Consider the following 17,787-nt stretch of genomic DNA (forward strand, 5'->3'; position numbering starts at 1 on the left):
GCGACCATCGACGGAAGGGTTTCCATGGCCAAGGCGCTGATCGGCTACCTGAGCAGCGACCTGCGGACCCCCGCCCACCTCACCGCCGAGAACGCCCGTCTCCGGGCGCGGGTGCGGGAGCTCGAGGGTCTCGCGCTTCGTCTCTCCGAGGAGAACGACAGGTTGGCGGCTCAGGCTGCTCGGGTGCTCGACCTCGAGGCCGCCGCCATCCCCGCCTCGCTGCAGGAGATGCAGCCGGCCTGAGGTTCACACCCGACGGGCGCGCATGTGGCCGGTGTAGCCACTGGGGTCGCGCCAGCGGACGATGAGCCGCGCGCCGTCGCGCCGCACCTTGACCCTGGTCGCGGCGCTGCCGTCGGAAGCGCCCACCATGCGCTCACGGAACACGAACCAGCCGTGGGCTCGGCCGCGGTACCTCCAGCGGGTCTTGGCGATGACGTCCTGGTCGGCCGTGTAGCGGGCCCTCGCGGCGTAGCCGTCGTCCGTGCGCCGGATGCGCACCTTGCCGCGGTAGCCCGCCGGACCGTCCTGACTGATCACGGCGCCCTGCCAGCTTCCGGTGATGCCGGTGGCGCTGCGGTGGGCCGGCGCGGAGACCTCGGACGCGGAGGCGGGCGCGGTCAGCCCCGAACTCAGCAGCATCGCGACGGCCACCGATGTCGTGCGGATCATGCTGTCGGGTTTCCCTGCGCCGGTCCCGCCCAAACCCCGGGTAGGGTGAGGTCCGCTGAGCTTCCCCACGGTCGGCTGTGATGATGCTGCCCTCGTCCTCGGCCCGACGAACTGCCTGACGCTGGGAGCCACGGTGTACCTGAAGAGCCTGACCCTGAAGGGGTTCAAGTCCTTCGCCTCCTCGACCACGCTGCAGCTCGAGCCGGGCATCACCTGCATCGTCGGCCCCAACGGATCGGGCAAGTCCAACGTCGTCGACGCGCTCGCCTGGGTGATGGGCGAGCAGGGCGCGAAGTCGCTGCGCGGCGGCAAGATGGAGGACGTCATCTTCGCCGGCACCTCCGGGCGGCCTCCGCTGGGGCGCGCCGAGGTGCTGCTGACCATCGACAACTCCGACGGCGCGCTCCCCATCGAGTACGCCGAGGTGACGATCAGCCGCACGATGTTCCGCAGCGGCGGCTCGGAGTACGCCATCAACGGCCAGTCCTGCCGGCTGCTCGACGTCCAGGAGCTGCTCTCCGACTCGGGCATCGGCCGCGAGATGCACGTGATCGTCGGGCAGGGCCAGCTCGACTCGATCCTGCGGGCGACGCCGGAGGAGCGACGAGGGTTCATCGAGGAGGCGGCCGGGGTCCTCAAGCACCGCAAGCGCAAGGAGAAGGCGCTGCGCAAGCTCGACTCCACCGAGGGCAACCTGAACCGGCTCGGCGACCTGCTCACCGAGATCCGACGCCAGCTCAAGCCGCTGGGCCGACAGGCCGAGGTGGCCCGCCGAGCCGCGACCGTGCAGGCCGACGTGCGCGACGCCAAGGCGCGCCTCGTGGCCGACGACCTGGTCACCGCCCGCACCGCACTGCAGCAGGAGATGGCCGACGAGAGCGCGCTGCTGCAGCGGCGGGAGCAGGTCGAGTCCGCGATCGTCGAGGCCCGCGAGCGAGAGGCGTCGCTCGAGGCGGCGCTGCGTGAGGACCTGCCGGCACTCGCGCAGGCGCAGGAGACCTGGTTCGCTCTGTCCGGACTGCGCGAGCGGCTGCGCGGCACCCAGTCCCTGGCCGCGGAGCGACGGCGCAATGCCGCCTCCGCCCCCGACGCCGACGAGGGCCGAGGGGGCCGAGACCCCGAACAGCTCGAGGCCGAGGCCGAGCGGGTCCGAGAACAGGAGCGGCAGACCAACGCCGAGGTCGACGCTCAGCGCGGGGCTCTCGAGCAGGCTGTCGCCGCCCGCAAGGCCGCCGAGGACGCCGCAGCCGAGGAGGAACGGCGGGTGTCGGCCATGCAGCGCGCCGCCGCCGACCGCCGCGAAGGGCTGGCCCGGCTGCACGGCCAGGTCAACGCGCTGAAGTCGCGCGCGGCCGCCGCCGACGACGAGGTCGGCCGTCTCACGCTCGCCCGGTCGGAGGCGCTGGCCCGTGCGGAACGCGCGCAGCGCGACTTCACCGCCCTGGAGACCCGGGTCGCCGGACTCGACGCCGGCGAGGAGGGGCTCGACGCCGAGCACGAGGCGGCCGTCGGCCTGCTCACCGACCTCGAGGAGCGCCTGGCCAAGGTCCGGGCCGCGACGGCCGAGGCCGACCGCGAGCGCTCCGCGCTCGCGGCCCGCAAGGACGCCCTCGAGATGGGACTGCGCCGCAAGGACGGCACCGGCGCACTGCTCGCCGCCTCCGACTCCGTCTCGGGCCTTCTCGGCTCGGTCGCCGCGCTGCTGACCGTCCGCACCGGCTTCGAGACCGCCGTCGCCAGTGCCCTCGGCAATGCCGCAGACGCGGTCGCGGTGCGCGATGCCGACGCCGCGATCGCCGCCATCGAGCACCTCAAGGGCGACGACCTGGGCCGGGCCCCACTGCTGCTCGGCGACGCCGGCCCGGCCACGGATCGCCCCGCTCGCTCCGCCTGGCCGCAGCTGCCCGGCCACGCGTCGTACGCCATCGACGCGGTCGAGTGCCCCACCGAGCTGGCGGCGGCGCTGGCCCGGGTCCTCGACCGGGTCGCGGTCGTCGACGACCTGGCCGCCGCCCGCGCGCTGCTGGCCGACCTCCCCGAGGTCACCGCGGTCACCCGGGCCGGCGACGTCCTCGGCGCCCACGTCGCCGCCGGCGGCTCCTCCAGCCAGCCCAGCCTGATCGAGGTGCAGGCAGCCGTCGACGAGGCCGCGGCCCAGCTCGCCGAGGCCATCGCCGCCTCGGAGCGGCTCACCTTCGACACCTCGCGGCTGGAGGCCGAGCGGCTCGAGGCCCAGAAGCGGGCCGACGTCGCGCTCGCGAAGCTGCACGAGTCCGACGCGACGCTCGCGGCGGTCGCCGAGGAGCTCGGCCAGCACGGCTCCCAGGCGCGTGCGGCGCGGGGCGAGGCCGAGCGGCTCGCCCAGGCGATCGAGAAGGCCGAGGCCGCCCGCGACCAGGACCTCGCCGGCCTGGCCGAGCTCGAGGCCCGCCTCGCCTCGGCGCAGCAGGCTCCCGAGGAGGAGCCGGACACCAGCGTCCGCGAACAGCTGACCGAGGCGGCACGCGTCGCCCGGCAGGCCGAGATGGACGCCCGGCTGGCGCTGCGCACGGCCGAGGAGCGGGCCCGGGCGATCCACGGCCGGGCCGACGCGCTGCTGCGCAGCGCGCGGGCCGAGCGGGAGGCTCGCGCCCGGGCCGCCGAGCGTCGCGAGCGGCTGCTCCGTGAGGGCCGTGCCGCCGAGGCGGTCGGCACCGGCGTCGGCTACGTGCTGGCGCGGCTCGAGGTCTCCCTGGACGCCGCCGCCCGGGCGAAGTCCGAGGTCGAGCAGGCCCGGTCCGGCCGGGAGCAGGAGCTGATCGCGGTCCGTGCCCGGCTGCGCGACCTGGGCAAGGAGAACGACGAGCTGGTCAGCTCGGTCCATCGCGACGAGATGGCCCGGGCCGAGCAGCGGATGCGTATCGAGCAGCTGGAGCAGCGGGCCCTCGACGAGCTCGGCCTCGACCCCGAGGCACTCGTCGGCGACTACGGCCCCGACCAGTTGGTCCCCGTCCTGGCTCCCGAGGCGGCCGAGGAGGGAGCCGAGCCGCCCCAGCCGGTGCCCTACGTCCGCGAGGAGCAGCAGAAGCGGTTGCGCGCCGCCGAGCGCGCGCTCAGCGCCCTGGGGCGGGTCAACCCGCTGGCCCTCGAGGAGTTCTCCGCGATGGAGGAGCGGCACCGGTTCCTCACCGAGCAGCTCGAGGACCTCAAGAAGACCCGCCGCGACCTCCTCGACATCGTCCGTGAGGTCGACCACCGCGTCGAGCAGGTGTTCACCGAGGCCTACGCCGACGTCGAGAAGGCGTTCGAGTCGACCTTCTCCCGGCTCTTCCCGGGGGGTGAGGGTCGTCTGGTGCTCACCCAGCCCGACGACATGCTCACCACCGGGGTCGAGGTCGAGGCCCGGCCGCCGGGCAAGAAGGTCAAGCGGCTCTCGCTGCTCTCCGGCGGTGAGCGCTCACTGGTCGCGGTCGCGTTCCTGGTGGCGCTCTTCAAGGCCCGGCCCTCGCCGTTCTACATCCTCGACGAGGTCGAGGCCGCGCTCGACGACACCAACCTGGGACGGCTGCTCGAGATCTACGAGGAGCTGCGCGAGAACTCCCAGCTGCTCGTCATCACCCACCAGAAGCGCACCATGGAGGTCGGCGACGCCCTCTACGGCGTCACGATGCGTGGCGACGGCGTCTCGACGGTGATCAGCCAGCGGTTGCGCGAAGCGGAGCCCGCCTGATGCCCCCGGTGACCCGGCCCTCCCGCGCCGACTATGTCGCGTGGCGCACCGTGACCACCCGCTGGCGTGACGACGACGCCTACGGTCACCTCAACAACGCCACCTACTACGAGATGTTCGACACCGCCGTCAACGCCCACCTCTACGAGGCGACCGGACTCGACGTGCGCCGGCTGCCGCAGATCGGTGTGGTCGCGGAGACCTCGTGCCGCTACTTCCGCGAGATCGGCTTCCCCCGGCCGGTCGAGACGGGCCTGGTCGTCGACAAGGTCGGCACCTCCTCGATCGTCTACCGCATCGGGCTGTTCCAAGGCGATGCGGACGGTGAGGGGGCGGTGGCCGCGGCCGAGGGCCGCTTCGTCCACGTCTACGTCGACAACACCGACCCCGCCCGGCGGGTGGCCCCGATCCCCGACCCGATCCGAGCCGCGGTGCTCCCGCTGCTGCGTGGCTGAGCCTGCATCCACGTGGCTGCAGGCTGACCTCGACGCGCCCGAGATCCGGCCGGGCGTGTGGAAGTCGGCTCGGATGTGCCACGGTGGGAGCGACGCCCCGACCGGGGTCGTCCGTCTGACTCGGGAGCGCCTGCGTGTTCGTCATCTCGTCCGTGATGGTCGTGATCCTGGCTCTCAGTGGCCTGGTCCTCGCCTTCGTCGCCTACCCCCTGCGTGGCCGGGAGATCAGCTCGGCGCCCTGGCTGGGGGAGATGCTCGCCCGGGCGGCCGAGTCCCTGCCGACGGTCGACTCCGAAGCCGATGACATCGCCGCCTGGCAGGATCAGGCCGACTCCCGCGCGCCTCGCGGCTGAGCCTGGCTGACTCGCGAGGCGTCGCCAGGCGTCTCCGGCGTGGGTCGCCCCGCCGAATTCGGGGCCCTGGTGCGCTCTGGTTGGATGGCGGCCATGGACGCTCTGGCCGTTGTTATCCTGATCGTCGCGCTGGTCGGTCTCGCCCTGGTGGCGACCGTCTCGGGACTCCTCGTCTCCCGGCGCCGGCGCCCGCAGCCGCTGCCGAACACCCACACCGACGTCCTGGCTCCGCCGCCCGTCGAGGGCGAGGTGGAACCGGTCGAGCTATCGGCACCGCCCGCCACGCTCGAGCCCGAGACGCTGCCGGTCGAGCCGACCGCCCCCGCCCTGGAGCGCCCCGAGGGCACCGCGTCCCGTCTGGTCCGGCTCCGCCAGCGGTTGGCCGGCTCGCAGGGGGGCCTCGGCCGGGGGCTGCTCGCACTGCTCTCGCGCGACCGGCTCGACGAGGACACCTGGGAGTCGATCGAGGACACCCTGCTCAGCGCCGACGTCGGGGTGACGCCCACCCAGGAGCTGGTGGATCGGCTGCGCACGCGGCTGCGCGTCGAGGGCGGTGCCGACGCCCGCAGCGTGCTGCGCGAGGAGCTGCTCACGCTCGTCGACCCGACCATGGACCGGGCGCTGCGCGTCAGCGGCGCCGACGGGCAGCCCGGGGTGGTGCTCGTGGTCGGGGTCAACGGTGCCGGCAAGACCACCACGGTGGGCAAGATCGCCCGGATCCTGGTGGCCGAGGACCGCACGGTGGTGCTCGGCGCGGCCGACACCTTCCGGGCCGCAGCGGTCGACCAGCTCGCCACCTGGGGCGAGCGGGTGGGCGTGGACGTCGTGCGTGGCCCCGAGGGCACCGACCCGGCCAGCGTCGCCTTCGACGCGGTCAAGGAGGGGGTCGACCGCGGGGTCGACACCGTCATCGTCGACACCGCCGGCCGGCTGCAGAACAAGGCCGGCCTGATGGACGAGCTCGGCAAGGTCAAGCGGGTCATCGAGAAGCAGGCACCGGTCACCGAGGTGCTGCTCGTCCTCGACGCGACCACCGGCCAGAACGGCATGGTCCAGGCCCGCGTCTTCAGCGAGGTCGTCGACGTCACCGGCATCGTGCTGACCAAGCTCGACGGATCCGCCAAGGGCGGCATCGTCGTCGCCGTGCAGCGCGAGCTCGGCGTTCCCGTCAAGCTCGTCGGCCTCGGCGAGGGCGCCGACGACCTGGCGCCCTTCGACGCCGGGGCCTTCGTCGACGCGCTCCTGGGCGGTTCCTGAGGAGCTCGCGGTGCGGGCATCGCGAAGGGCGCGAGCCGCTGCCGGCGGTCCCCCCTTCCCGTGCAGCGCAAACCCCCACCTCGGGTCCGTAACGCGGAAGTAACGCAACCCCGGGACTCGTTTCCTGGCCGCAACAACTCGCGGCGTGGGGTGAAACCTCGGGACAACAGGGTTCTCGCAACGGACGGGCCGGCGCGTGACAGTGCCGTCAGCGACACGCTGGCCGTCCTCCCGAGAGCAAACCCTGGAGGTTCGATGGACTACGGCCTGCAAGCCTGGATGCTGATGTCGGCATCGCTTGTCCTGTTGATGACCACGCCCGGACTGGCGCTGTTCTACGGCGGCATGAGCCGGTCCAAGTCCGTGCTGAACATGATGATGATGTCGTTCTCGGCACTGGGCGTCATCGGTGTCGTCTACGTGCTGTGGGGCTGGTCGATGTCCTACGGCACCGAGGATGTCGCCCTGCTGTTCAACAACCCCTTCGAGACCTTCGGCCTCGACGGGATCTCCGGCGCCGGCTACATGGGCGTCGCGTTCCAGCTCACCTTCGCGGTGATCACCGCGGCCCTGATCAGCGGTGCGATCGCCGACCGGGTGAAGTTCTCGGCATGGATGGTCTTCCTCCCGATCTGGGTGACGCTGTCCTACTTCCCGCTCGCCCACATGGTCTGGGGCGGTGGCTTCCTGTCCGGCGCCGAGAACGGCCTGGCCGACCTGATCTTCTCCGGCGACGGCGGCGCCGAGGTGGCGCCGATCGACTACGCCGGTGGCACGGTCGTCCACATCAACGCCGGCATCGCCGGCCTGGTCCTGGCCATCCTGATCGGCAAGCGGCTCGGCTTCGGCAAGGAGCCGATGAAGCCGCACAACCTGACCCTCACGATGATCGGCGCCGGGCTGCTGTGGTTCGGCTGGTTCGGCTTCAACGTGGGTTCGTGGGTGCCCGGTGACATGTCGGCCGAGGAGAACGCGCAGTACTGGATCGACGAGACCAGCCTGGTCTGGCTGAACACCACGGTCGCCACCTGCGCCGCGGTGCTGGGCTGGCTGTTGGTGGAGAAGATCCGCGACGGCAAGGCCACCTCTCTGGGCGCCGCCTCGGGCATCGTCGCCGGCCTGGTCGCCATCACCCCCGCGTGCGGCGCCCTGTCTCCGGTCGGCGCGATCATCCTCGGCGCCGTCGCCGGTGCGCTCTGCGCCCTGGCGGTCGGCCTGAAGCACCGCTTCGGCTACGACGACTCGCTCGACGTCGTCGGAGTGCACCTGGTCGGTGGCCTCGTCGGCACCATCGGCATCGGCTTCCTCGCGACGTCGGGTGGCCTCTTCTACGGCGACGGTCTCAAGCAGTTGGTCGTTCAGGTCGTCGTGGCCCTGTTCGCGATGATCTGGTCCGCCGTGGCCACCCTTATCGTGGGCCTGCTCATCAAGGCGGTCATGGGCTGGCGGGTCAGCGAGGAGGACGAGGTCGAGGGCATCGACTTCGCCGAGCACGGCGAGTCCGCGTACGACCTCACCCCGGGCACGGGTGCCCGGCGCACCCAGTCCGTGCTGGCCGGCAGCACCACCGCCGAGCCCAAGCCGACCGCACCGGCCTCGGAAGGAGCCAACGCATGAAGCTCGTGACCGCGGTGATCAAGCCGCACAAGTGGGAGGACGTCCGGGAGGCCCTGGAGACCTTCGGGGTGACCGGGATGACCGTCAGCGAGGTCAGCGGCTACGGCCGGCAGAAGGGCCACACCGAGGTCTACCGCGGCGCGGAGTACGACATCGCGCTGGTGCCGAAGATCCGCATCGAGATCGTCGTCGACGACGCCGATGTCGAGGACGTCGTCGGCATCGTGGTCAAGACCGCGCAGACCGGCCGGATCGGCGACGGGAAGGTCTGGGTCACCCCGGTCGAGACCGTGATCCGGGTCCGCACCGGCGACAAGGACGAGGCGGCGCTCTGAGCAGCCTCCCGAACCTGCCACACCAGTGACACCCCGGCCCTCCGGCGCCCGTCCTCGAGACGGGTGCCGGAGGGTCCCGCGTCGCCGCCCCCTGCGGCATGATCGCCCCGTCGGGACGCTCCGGTCCCGGCTCGAGGAGTCCCGGCCCGCCCGGCCCTACCGCACAGGAGTCCGCATGAAGCTCGTCACCGCCGTCATCAAGCCGCACAAGTGGGAGGACGTCCGCGCCGCCCTCGAGGCCGTCGGCGTGGCGGGGATGACCGTCAGCGAGGTCAGCGGCTACGGCCGGCAGAAGGGCCACACCGAGGTCTACCGCGGTGCGGAGTACGACGTCGCGCTGGTGCCAAAGATCCGCATCGAGATCGTCGTGGACGACGCCCAGGTCGACCCGGTGGCGGACGCGATCGTCCAAGGCGCCCAGACCGGCCGGATCGGCGACGGGAAGGTCTGGGTCAGCCCGGTGGACTCCGTGCTCCGGGTACGCACCGGCGAACGGGACGGCGCGGCGATCTGACGGGCCCCCGGCATGACCGCCGCCGACCGAGCGCACCGCACGCTCCAGGCCGACCGGCTCTGCGCGGCGGCCTACACGGGGGCCGGGGGCGGCGACACCGGCGTGGCGCTGGTCGCCGTGGGCGGCTACGGCCGCGGCGAGCTGGCCCCGCACTCCGACCTCGACGTCGTGCTCGTCTCCGACTCCGGCGTCGAGCCCGGCGAGGTCGCCTCCCGGGTCTGGTACCCGCTCTGGGACTCCGGCCTCCGCATCGACCACTCCGTGCGGTCGGTGGCGGAGATGCTGAGCGCGGCCGAGGCCGACCTCAAGGTCGCGCTCGGACTGCTGGACGTGCGGCACCTGGCCGGCGACCCCAACCTGACGCTGCGACTGCGCACCACCGTGCTGGCGCAGTGGAGACGCCAGGCCCGGGAGCGGCTCCCGGACCTGCGCGCGCTGGTGCGCGCCCGCCACGAGTTGGTCGGCGAGCTCTCGCACGTCTCCGTGCCGGACCTCAAGGAGGCCGAGGGCGGCCTCCGGGACGCCACCGTCCTCAAGGCACTGGTGGCCACCTGGCTGGTCGACGTACCCCATGCCGACCTCGAGCGCTCCCGCCTGGCGCTGCTCGACGTACGCGACCTGCTGCACGCGTCCGCGGGCCGGGCCACCGACCGGATCGGACCCGAGCGGTGGGACGACCTGGCCGTCGGCCTCGACCTCCCCGACGGGCGGGCCGCCCAGGTGCACGTGCGCCGGCTGGGTCGGCGGATAACGCACCTGTCCCACCTGACCTGGCGCCGGGTGGACGCGGTGCTCGCCCGGCCCAGCGGCCCGGGGGAGCGGCGACCCTCGCTCACCCCGCTCGCCCCGGGGGTGGCGCTCTCCGCGGGAGAGGTGGTGCTCGACGCGACAGCGCGCCCGGCGCAGGACCCGCTCCTGCTGTTGCGGGCGGCGGCTGCCGCGGCCGAGAGCGACGTGGTGCTGGCGCCGCCCACGGCGGCCCGACTGGCCCGGGAGGGGGCGCCGCTGCCCGAACCGTGGCCCACCGAGGCCCGGCAGCTGCTCGTGCGGCTGCTCGCCGCCGGACGCGGCCTGCTGGCGGTCTGGGAGACCCTCGAAGAGACCGGCGCGCTGTCGCGGATCCTGCCGGAGTGGGAGCGCATCCGGCTGCTCCCGCACGCGTCGCCGATCCACCGCTTCACCGTCGACCGGCACGTCGTGGAGACCTGCGTCGAGGCGTCCGCGCTGATCCGGAGGGTCGGGCGGCCCGACGTGCTGATGGTCGCCGCTCTGCTGCACGACATCGGCAAGGGCGGTCTCACCGCGCACAGCGTCGCCGGCGAGCCACTGGCCCGCGCCATCGCCGCCCGGATGGGCTTCGACGACGGTGCGGTGGACCTGGTCGCCCGGCTCGTGCGCTGGCACCTGCTGCTCTCCGAGACCGCCACGACCCGCGACCCCGACGACCCGGCCACCGTCGAGCTGGTCACCGCACGGTTGCCGGACCTCGAGAGTCTCGAGCTGCTGCTCGCGCTGACCGAGGCCGACGCCCGCGCCACCGCGCCGAAGGCCTGGTCGACCTGGCGGGCCGGGCTGGTCACCGACCTGGCCCGTCGCAGCCGCGCCTCGCTGCACCGGGGCACGGCCGCCCCACAGCCGGTCGCCGACGACGTCCCCGTCCCACCGGAGGTCCACGAGGGCGGTGTCTCGGTCGCGGTGGAGGACGTCGTGGACGGCGCGCGGGTGACCGTCGTCGCCCCGGACCGCGTCGGGCTGATGGCCGACGTGGCCGCGACACTGGCCCTGCAACGGCTGCCGGTGCGGGCGGCCCGGGCGTGGTCCCAGGACGGGCACGCGTTCTCGGTGTGGGAGGTCGCCGAGCGGGGGGCCGCCGAACCCGTGCTGCGCGAGCAGCTGGTCGCGGTGGGGGAGCGGCGGATCGACCCGACCCGGCGGTTGGCTCCCGCCGCCGACGAGCTGGCGCCGTCGGTGCTGCTTCGTCCGGAGGCCAGTGAGCAGGCGACGGTGCTCGAGGTCCGCACCGCCGACCGTCCCGGCGTGGTCTACCTGGTCTGCGCGGCGCTGGCCCGGCTCGACGTCGCCGTCCGATCCGCCCACGTCGACACGTTGGGACCGCAGGCGGTCGACGTGTTCTACCTGCAGGAGTCGTCGGCCGGGGCGCTCAGCGAGCTGCGGGCCGCCGAGGCGGCCCACGCGGTGCGCGACGCGCTCACCGGTGCGGGCGGGACCTGAGCCGCGAGCGCACGCCTGTCCACGCCCACGCCCATGCCCACGCCCGGGCCCACGCGCATGCGCATGTCCCGTTGGCCGAACGCGGCGACTAGGCTAGGCCCGACTCTGACGCGACTGCCGTAGGACCACACACTTGTTCGCCACACTCTCCGACCGTCTCGCCACGACCTTCAAGAACCTGCGCGGCAAGGGCAGGCTCACCGAGGCCGACATCGACGCGACCGCGCGCGAGATCCGCATCGCCCTGCTCGAGGCCGACGTTGCGCTGCCGGTCGTCAAGGAGTTCGTGGCGGCCGTCAAGGAGCGGGCCCGCGGCGAAGAGGTCAGCGGAGCCCTGAACCCGGCCCAGCAGATCGTCAAGATCGTGCACGACGAGCTGGTGACGATCCTCGGCGGCGAGACCCGGCGGCTGCGCTACGCCAAGACCGGGCCGACCGTCATCATGCTCGCCGGCCTCCAGGGTGCCGGCAAGACCACGCTGGCCGCCAAGCTCGCGCTGTGGCTCAAGGAGCAGGGCAAGACCCCGATCCTCGTGGCCGCCGACCTCCAGCGTCCCAACGCGGTCAACCAGCTGCAGGTCAACGGCGAGCGCGTCGGCGTCCCGGTCTTCGCCCCCGAGCCCGGCAACGGCGTCGGCGACCCGGTCGCGGTGGCCCGGGCCTCGATCGAGGAGGCCAAGCGCAAGCTGCACGACGTGGTGATCGTCGACACCGCGGGCCGGCTCGGCGTCGATGCCGAGATGATGAGCCAGGCGGCGAACATCCGCGACGCCGTGCACCCCGACGAGGTCCTCTACGTCGTCGACGCGATGATCGGCCAGGACGCCGTCAGCACCGCCCAGGCGTTCCTCGACGGCGTCGGCTTCGACGGCGTCGTCCTCACCAAGCTCGACGGCGACGCCCGCGGCGGTGCGGCGCTCTCGGTCGCCTCGGTGACCGGCCGCCCGGTCATGTTCGCCTCCAACGGCGAGAAGCTCACCGACTTCGACCTGTTCCACCCCGACCGGATGGCCTCGCGCATCCTCGACATGGGTGACGTGCTCACGCTGATCGAGCAGGCCGAGAAGGCCTTCGACCAGGAGCAGGCGCTCAAGGCCGCCAAGAAGCTCAGCGGCGACGGCGAGTTCACCCTCGACGACTTCCTCGAGCAGATGCAGCAGGTGCGCAAGCTCGGCTCGATGTCGAAGATCATGGGGATGCTCCCCGGGATGGGCCAGTTCCGCGACCAGCTGGAGAACTTCGACGAGCGCGAGATCGACCGCATCCAGGCGATCATCCAGTCGATGACGCCCGCCGAGCGAGCCAACCCCAAGATCATCGACGGCTCCCGCCGGGCCCGGATCGCGAAGGGCTCCGGCCGCCAGGTCTCCGACGTCAACACGCTCGTCGACCGCTTCTTCGAGGCCCGCAAGATGATGCAGCAGCTGGCCCGCGGCGGCGGCCTGCCGGGCATGCCCGGCATGCCGGGACTCCCCGGCATGGGCGGCAAGCGCGGCAAGGCCAAGCCCGCGGCGAAGAAGGGCAGGAAGCGGGTGTCGGGCAACCCCGCCAAGGCCGCCCAGGACAAGGCCCAGCAGGCCGCCGCCCAGAAGGACAAGGGGGCCGGTGCGAACCCGTTCGGCGCACCCGCCGCGGCCGAGGACGTCGACTACGAGAAGGCCGCCGCGGCGCTGAACCTGCCCAAGGACTTCTCCAAGTTCCTCAAGTGAGCCGATGACCTCGGTGCTGGTCGTCGACGGCGCGAACGTCGTCGGCAGCCGCCCCGACGGCTGGTGGCGCGACCGCGGCGGGGCCGCCCGGCGGCTGCACGAGGAGCTCTCCGTCGCCGACCCCGGGTACGACGAGGTGGTGCTGGTGCTGGAGGGCGCCGCCAAGGCCGGGGTGCCGGCCGGTCGCGACGGCCACCTGCGCACCGTGCACGCCCGCGGCAACGGCGACGACACGATCCTGGCCGAGGCCACGGCGGCGGTCGCCCGGGCTGGGCGGGTCGCGGTGGTCACCGCCGACCGGGCCCTCCAGGCCCGGGTCCAGCACGCGGGCGCGGTCGCGCTGCGCCCGAGCTGGCTGCTCGAGCACCTGTGAGCCTCAGAGCGTGGCGGACCGGCTGATCGCGAGGGCGAGCGCACCGAGCACCTCGGCCCGGTCGCCCAGCCGACCCGGGACCACCTGGAGCGCGGCCGCGGTGTCGGGCTGGGCGAAGCGGGTGAGCGAGGTCCGCACCCCCTCGCCGAGCGACCCGGAGGTGCCCAGCGAGCCGCCGAGGACGATCCGCTCGGGGTTGAGGCTGTTGCACAGATCGGCCAGGGCGCGGCCTACCGCCCGCCCGGCGTCGCCGAGCACCCGGCGTACCCCCGCGTCGCCCTCGGCGTCGAGCGCCAGCACCCGCTCCTCGGTGAGCGGCTCGTCATAGGCCGGCTGCAGCAGCTCCAGCAGCCGGGGGGCGGCGACGAGCGTCTCCAGGCAGCCACGGTTGCCGCACCGGCAGACCTGGCCGTCCTCGTCGACCTGCACGTGCCCGAGCTCACCGGCGATGCCGGTCGCGCCTCGGTGCAGTCGACCACCGAGCACGATGCCGGCCCCGACGCCGCTGGCGATCTTGACGTAGATGATGTCCGCGACGCCCTTGGCCGCGCCGCGGCTGTGCTCGGCGAGCGCCCCCAGGTTGGCGTCGTTGTCGACGACCACGACCCGGACGTCGAGGCGCCGGCGCAGCTCCTCGGCCGGCGGGAGATCGCGCCAGCCGGGCAGGATGCCGGTGCCGACCCGGGCCGAGCGGCGGTCCAGCGGCGCCGGCACGCACATGCCGATCGCGTGCAGCTCCTCGCGCCCGAAGCCCGAGGTGGCCAGCAGCGTGGTCACGATCTCGGCGACGCGGTCCAGCGCGGCGCCGCCGTCGGCGTCGACGTCGACCGACTCGACCTGCTCTGCCAGGACGGCTGCCGACCGGTCCGAGAGTGCGACCCGGACGTGCCGGTGGCCGACGTCGATGCCGGCCACCACGCCAGGAGGGGTGGCCAGGGCGACCAGCAGCGGAGGCCGCCCGCTCCCGCCCTTGTGCGGTCGACCGCGCACGGTGGTCTCGGTGACATGCCCGCTGGCGATCAGCTCGCCGATCAGCGTGGAGACGGTGGTGCGCGAGAGCCCGGTGCCGCGAGCCAGGTCGGCGCGGCTCATCGGCCCCTCGGCACCCAGCAGGGAGACCAGGGCGCGCCGGTTCGCGGTGCGCAGCCGCTCCAGCGAACCGTGACTGACCACGCAGGCACCCTACGGGGATTCGTCCGTCAACCGAACTAAATGGCGCGATGTTACCGGCTCGTTACGCATTGACCCGGCGAAAATCGGCTTCCTACGTTGGGCGGACGCGCACTCGCGCGCACTTCTTGATCGGGCAAGGAGGCCCCCATGTCGCTGCCCTCTCCCACCTCCGCACCACCGACGCAGGCTCCCGGCCGGCACCGGTTCCGGACCTCCCGGGGGGTCGTCGCCGTCGCGGCCGCGCTCTGCCTGGCCACGACCACGGCGCCCGCGCTGGCCGGTGAGCAGCGGACGCCACCGTCGGACGCCGACACCGCGCCGGGGACGCTGCCCTATCAGGACCCGACGCTCCCGACGGCGGAGCGGGTCGCCGACCTGCTCGGGCGGATGACGCTCACCGAGAAGGTCGGTCAGATGACCCAGGCGGAGCGCGCCGACGTCGCCGGCGACCCGACGCTGATCACCGAGCACGGGCTCGGCAGCGTCCTCTCGGGCGGCGGCTCGGTGCCCGAGGACAACAGCCCCGAGGGGTGGGCCGACATGGTCGACGGCTTCCAACAGGCCGCTCTCGACACCCGACTCGGCATCCCCCTCCTCTACGGGGTCGACGCCGTGCACGGGCACGCCAACCTGCTCGGTGCCACCGTCTTCCCGCACAACATCGGACTGGGCGCGACGCGCGACGCCCGGCTGGTCGAGCGGGCCGCTCACATCACCGCCGTCGAGACCCGGGCGTCCGGACCGCAGTGGAACTTCGCGCCCTGCCTCTGTGTGGCTCGCGACGACCGGTGGGGACGCACCTACGAGTCCTTCGGCGAGGACCCGCGACTGGCCGCCAGGCTGGGCGCCGCGGCCGTCGACGGGCTCCAGGGCAAGCCCGGGCAGCTCGACCGACCCGACCGCGTGCTGGCGACCGCCAAGCACTTCGCCGGCGACGGGCTCACCAGCTTCGGCACCGGCGAGGGCGACTACACGATCGACCAGGGCGTGACCCAGGTCTCCCGCGAGCAGTTCGACGCGCTCGCGCTCGCGCCGTACCGCCCGGCCGTCGAGCAGGGCGTCGGGTCGGTCATGCCGTCCTTCTCGAGCGTCGACTGGGCCGACGACGGGCTGGGCGACCCGCTGAAGATGCACGCCCACCGCGAGCTGCTCACCGACGTGCTCAGGGGCGACCTCGGGTTCGAGGGCCTGGTGGTCTCCGACTGGCGCGCGATCCACCAGATCCCCGGCGACTTCGCCACCCAGGTCGAGACCGCCGTCGAGGCGGGCGTGGACATGTTCATGGAGCCCGGCTCAGGCACCGAGCCCGCCTGGCGCGAGTTCATCACCACGCTCATCGGGCTCGTCGAGGCCGAACGGGTCGACGAGACCCTGCTGGACGACGCCGTGGGCCGCATCCTGACCGTCAAGTTCGAGCTCGGCCTGTTCGAGCAGCCGATGACCGACCGGCGGTTCATCGACAGGATCGGCAGCCGAGCGCACCGGGCCGTGGCCAGGCGGGCCGTCGCCGACTCGCAGGTGCTGTTGCGCAACCGCGATCGGACCCTCCCACTGCGCCGCACGGCGAAGCGTGGAGGGCCGGCAGCTCGCCCGGAGCTCTACGTAGCGGGCAGCAACGCCGACAACATCGGCAACCAGGCCGGCGGCTGGACCCTCACCTGGCAGGGCGGCTCGAGCAACGTGATCCCCGGAGACACGATCCTCGACGGCATCCGCGACGCCTACCGGGGCCGCGTGCGGTTCAGCGAGGCCGCGTCGGCGCCGGTGCCGCGCGGTGCGCACGGCATCGTCGTGGTCGGCGAGACGCCGTACGCCGAAGGGTTCGGCGACGTGGGCGGCCCGCAGTGGGCATGGGACCCCGCCGACGAGGGGGTGCCGCGCCCGCCGCAGACCATGGAGCTCTCCGAGACCGACAGCGCCGCGGTCCGCACCGTGTGCGAGCAGGCCCGCAGCTGCACGGTGCTGGTCGTCTCCGGCCGCCCGCTGGCGATCGACCCGGGCCTCCTGGACGGCATCGACGCGCTGGTCGCCTCCTGGCTGCCCGGCAGCGAGGGCCGCGGGGTCGCCGACGTCCTCTTCGGCCGGCGCGCCTTCACCGGGCGGTTGCCGGTGAGCTGGCCGAGGACCGTCGAGCAGGAGCCGGTCAACGTCGGCGACGACGACTACGACCCCCTGTTCGGCTACGGATGGGGGTTGCGCACCCGCCGCGGCCGTTGAGCCGGGCTAACCTGTGCCGGCATGCGACCCCTGCGCTTCTCCGGACCGGTCCTGCCCCATGGTGAACACCGTGACGTCTACGTCGTCGACGGGGCGATCACCTACGAGGTGCAGACGGGCGCCGAGACCGCCGCGTCGGGCTGGATCGTGCCCGGGCTGGTCGACGCCCACAACCACCTCGGACTCGACGACGGCGGCGCGGTCGACGACGCCGAGACCGAGCGCCAGGCGCTCGCCGACCGCGCCGTCGGTGCCTTGCTGCTGCGCGACTGCGGGTCGCCGGCCGACACCCGCTGGGTGCACGAGCGCGACGACCTGCCGAGGCTGGTGCGCTGTGGCCGGCACCTGGCCCGCACCCGGCGCTACATCCGCAACTTCGGTCACGAGGTCGAGCCCGATCAGCTGCCGGGTTACGTCGCCCGGGAGGCGCAGGCCGGCGACGGATGGGTGAAGCTGGTCGGCGACTGGATCTCCCGCGAGGACGGCGACCTGCGACCCTCGTTCCCGCAGGAGACGTTCGCCGAGGCGATCGCGATCGCGCACGAGCACGGCGCCAAGGTGACCGCGCACTGTTTCGGCCGTGAGGTGCTCCAGGGGTTGCTCGACGCCGGCATCGACTGCATCGAGCACGGCACCGGGCTCACCGTCGACCAGCTCGACCAGATGGCCGCCCGGGGAGTGGCGCTGGTGCCCACGGTGATGCAGACCGCGAAGTTCCCCGAGTTCTCGGCCGGCGGCCGCGACAAGTTCCCCGCCTACTCCGACACCATGGACGATCTCTACGCGCGCCGCCGTGAGGTGCTGCTGGCCGCCCACGAAGCCGGCGTCGAGATGTTCGTCGGCAGCGACGGCGGCGGACCGACCCGACACGGGCACCTGCCCGGAGAGGTGCTCGCGATGGCCGAGATGGGGCTGCCGGCCGAGGACGTGCTGGCCGCCGCGTCCTGGCGAGGCCGGGAGTGGCTGGGCTGGAACGGCGGCCTCGAGGAGGGCGCACCGGCCGACTTCGTGGTCTACGACCGCGATCCCCGGTCCGACCTCGGTGTGCTCTACGAGCCCACCCGGGTGGTGCTGCGCGGCCGCGTGGTCGCCTGACGCACCGACGCGTTCACCCACCCGACCGTCAGCCGTCGCGCCGGGTTCGGCCACCCGGTGTGTCCGGTTCCTACCGT

15 protein-coding genes are annotated in these 17,787 nt (G+C 73.2%); 13 read left to right on the forward strand and 2 right to left on the reverse strand.

The features are described 5' to 3' along the window. Positions 1-24: 24 nt before the first annotated feature. The gene (locus D6B71_RS03985; protein ID WP_121252257.1) at positions 25-243 is read left to right on the forward strand and encodes an MreC domain-containing protein; all 219 of its coding nucleotides are present in this window, start codon (positions 25-27) and stop codon (positions 241-243) included. A 3-nt stretch (positions 244-246) separates the two neighbouring features. On the opposite strand, the gene D6B71_RS03990 is transcribed toward D6B71_RS03985, so the two are convergent. After that, positions 247-672: a hypothetical protein gene (locus D6B71_RS03990; RefSeq protein WP_121252259.1), complete on the reverse strand. Its 426-nt coding sequence runs from the start codon at positions 670-672 to the stop codon at positions 247-249. A gap of 133 nt (positions 673-805) precedes the next feature. Between D6B71_RS03990 and smc the strand changes: the two genes are divergently transcribed. From smc to D6B71_RS04040, 10 genes are all read left to right on the forward strand, one after another. Next, positions 806-4,381, forward strand: a complete 3,576-nt coding sequence (gene smc / locus D6B71_RS03995; protein WP_121252261.1) for a chromosome segregation protein SMC — start codon at positions 806-808, stop codon at positions 4,379-4,381. Continuing rightward, positions 4,381-4,836 (forward strand): acyl-CoA thioesterase, encoded by a 456-nt coding sequence (locus tag D6B71_RS04000; protein ID WP_121252263.1) that lies wholly within the window; start codon positions 4,381-4,383, stop codon positions 4,834-4,836. The genes smc and D6B71_RS04000 overlap by 1 nt, the downstream gene beginning before the upstream one ends. A gap of 134 nt (positions 4,837-4,970) precedes the next feature. Continuing rightward, complete coding sequence (locus D6B71_RS04005; RefSeq protein ID WP_121252265.1) at positions 4,971-5,189, forward strand: hypothetical protein; 219 nt, start codon at positions 4,971-4,973, stop codon at positions 5,187-5,189. A gap of 93 nt (positions 5,190-5,282) precedes the next feature. After that, complete coding sequence (ftsY, locus tag D6B71_RS04010) at positions 5,283-6,446, forward strand: signal recognition particle-docking protein FtsY (RefSeq protein ID WP_206051550.1); 1,164 nt, start codon at positions 5,283-5,285, stop codon at positions 6,444-6,446. Between the two features lie 255 nt (positions 6,447-6,701). Beyond that, positions 6,702-8,063, forward strand: coding sequence for an ammonium transporter (locus D6B71_RS04015; protein WP_206051551.1), 1,362 nt, complete (start codon positions 6,702-6,704; stop codon positions 8,061-8,063). Continuing rightward, positions 8,060-8,398 carry a P-II family nitrogen regulator gene (locus tag D6B71_RS04020; protein ID WP_121252267.1) on the forward strand — a complete coding sequence of 113 codons (339 nt, stop codon included), beginning with the start codon at positions 8,060-8,062 and terminating at the stop codon, positions 8,396-8,398. Before D6B71_RS04015 ends, D6B71_RS04020 begins: the two co-directional genes overlap by 4 nt. A gap of 175 nt (positions 8,399-8,573) precedes the next feature. Continuing rightward, positions 8,574-8,912 (forward strand): P-II family nitrogen regulator, encoded by a 339-nt coding sequence (locus D6B71_RS04025; protein WP_121252269.1) that lies wholly within the window; start codon positions 8,574-8,576, stop codon positions 8,910-8,912. 12 nt (positions 8,913-8,924) lie between these two features. Next, positions 8,925-11,144, forward strand: coding sequence for a [protein-PII] uridylyltransferase (locus D6B71_RS04030; RefSeq protein ID WP_121252271.1), 2,220 nt, complete (start codon positions 8,925-8,927; stop codon positions 11,142-11,144). 133 nt (positions 11,145-11,277) lie between these two features. Continuing rightward, on the forward strand, positions 11,278-12,852 hold the full coding sequence (gene ffh / locus D6B71_RS04035; protein ID WP_121252273.1) for a signal recognition particle protein: 1,575 nt from the start codon (positions 11,278-11,280) through the stop codon (positions 12,850-12,852). A 4-nt stretch (positions 12,853-12,856) separates the two neighbouring features. After that, positions 12,857-13,225 carry a hypothetical protein gene (locus D6B71_RS04040; protein WP_121252275.1) on the forward strand — a complete coding sequence of 123 codons (369 nt, stop codon included), beginning with the start codon at positions 12,857-12,859 and terminating at the stop codon, positions 13,223-13,225. 3 nt (positions 13,226-13,228) lie between these two features. Here D6B71_RS04040 and D6B71_RS04045 read toward each other — a convergent pair whose 3' ends face one another. Beyond that, entirely contained in the window at positions 13,229-14,398 is a 1,170-nt protein-coding gene (locus tag D6B71_RS04045; RefSeq protein WP_121252277.1) for an ROK family transcriptional regulator, read from the reverse strand. 147 nt (positions 14,399-14,545) lie between these two features. On the opposite strand from D6B71_RS04045, the gene D6B71_RS04050 reads away from it, so the two are divergent. Both D6B71_RS04050 and D6B71_RS04055 read left to right on the forward strand, forming a co-directional pair. Next, positions 14,546-16,615, forward strand: a complete 2,070-nt coding sequence (locus D6B71_RS04050; protein ID WP_121252279.1) for a glycoside hydrolase family 3 protein — start codon at positions 14,546-14,548, stop codon at positions 16,613-16,615. A 21-nt stretch (positions 16,616-16,636) separates the two neighbouring features. After that, complete coding sequence (locus tag D6B71_RS04055; protein WP_121252281.1) at positions 16,637-17,710, forward strand: amidohydrolase family protein; 1,074 nt, start codon at positions 16,637-16,639, stop codon at positions 17,708-17,710. Positions 17,711-17,787 lie beyond the last annotated feature (77 nt).

It is taken from the genome of Nocardioides ferulae (genome assembly GCF_003660455.1).
In the GTDB taxonomy this organism is placed as follows: domain Bacteria; phylum Actinomycetota; class Actinomycetes; order Propionibacteriales; family Nocardioidaceae; genus Nocardioides; species Nocardioides ferulae.

Excerpts from the sequence above, each read along its gene's own strand:
- D6B71_RS03990 (WP_121252259.1), bottom strand. The coding sequence starts at position 672 with ATGATCCGCACGACATCGGTGGCCGTCGCGATGCTGCTGAGTTCGGGG.
- D6B71_RS04020 (WP_121252267.1), top strand. The coding sequence starts at position 8,060 with ATGAAGCTCGTGACCGCGGTGATCAAGCCGCACAAGTGGGAGGACGTC.
- D6B71_RS04050 (WP_121252279.1), top strand. The coding sequence starts at position 14,546 with ATGTCGCTGCCCTCTCCCACCTCCGCACCACCGACGCAGGCTCCCGGC.
- D6B71_RS03985 (WP_121252257.1), top strand. The coding sequence starts at position 25 with ATGGCCAAGGCGCTGATCGGCTACCTGAGCAGCGACCTGCGGACCCCC.
- D6B71_RS04015 (WP_206051551.1), top strand. The coding sequence starts at position 6,702 with ATGGACTACGGCCTGCAAGCCTGGATGCTGATGTCGGCATCGCTTGTC.
- D6B71_RS04030 (WP_121252271.1), top strand. The coding sequence starts at position 8,925 with ATGACCGCCGCCGACCGAGCGCACCGCACGCTCCAGGCCGACCGGCTC.
- D6B71_RS04025 (WP_121252269.1), top strand. The coding sequence starts at position 8,574 with ATGAAGCTCGTCACCGCCGTCATCAAGCCGCACAAGTGGGAGGACGTC.
- D6B71_RS04000 (WP_121252263.1), top strand. The coding sequence starts at position 4,381 with ATGCCCCCGGTGACCCGGCCCTCCCGCGCCGACTATGTCGCGTGGCGC.
- D6B71_RS04055 (WP_121252281.1), top strand. The coding sequence starts at position 16,637 with ATGCGACCCCTGCGCTTCTCCGGACCGGTCCTGCCCCATGGTGAACAC.
- D6B71_RS04040 (WP_121252275.1), top strand. The coding sequence starts at position 12,857 with ATGACCTCGGTGCTGGTCGTCGACGGCGCGAACGTCGTCGGCAGCCGC.
- ftsY (WP_206051550.1), top strand. The coding sequence starts at position 5,283 with ATGGACGCTCTGGCCGTTGTTATCCTGATCGTCGCGCTGGTCGGTCTC.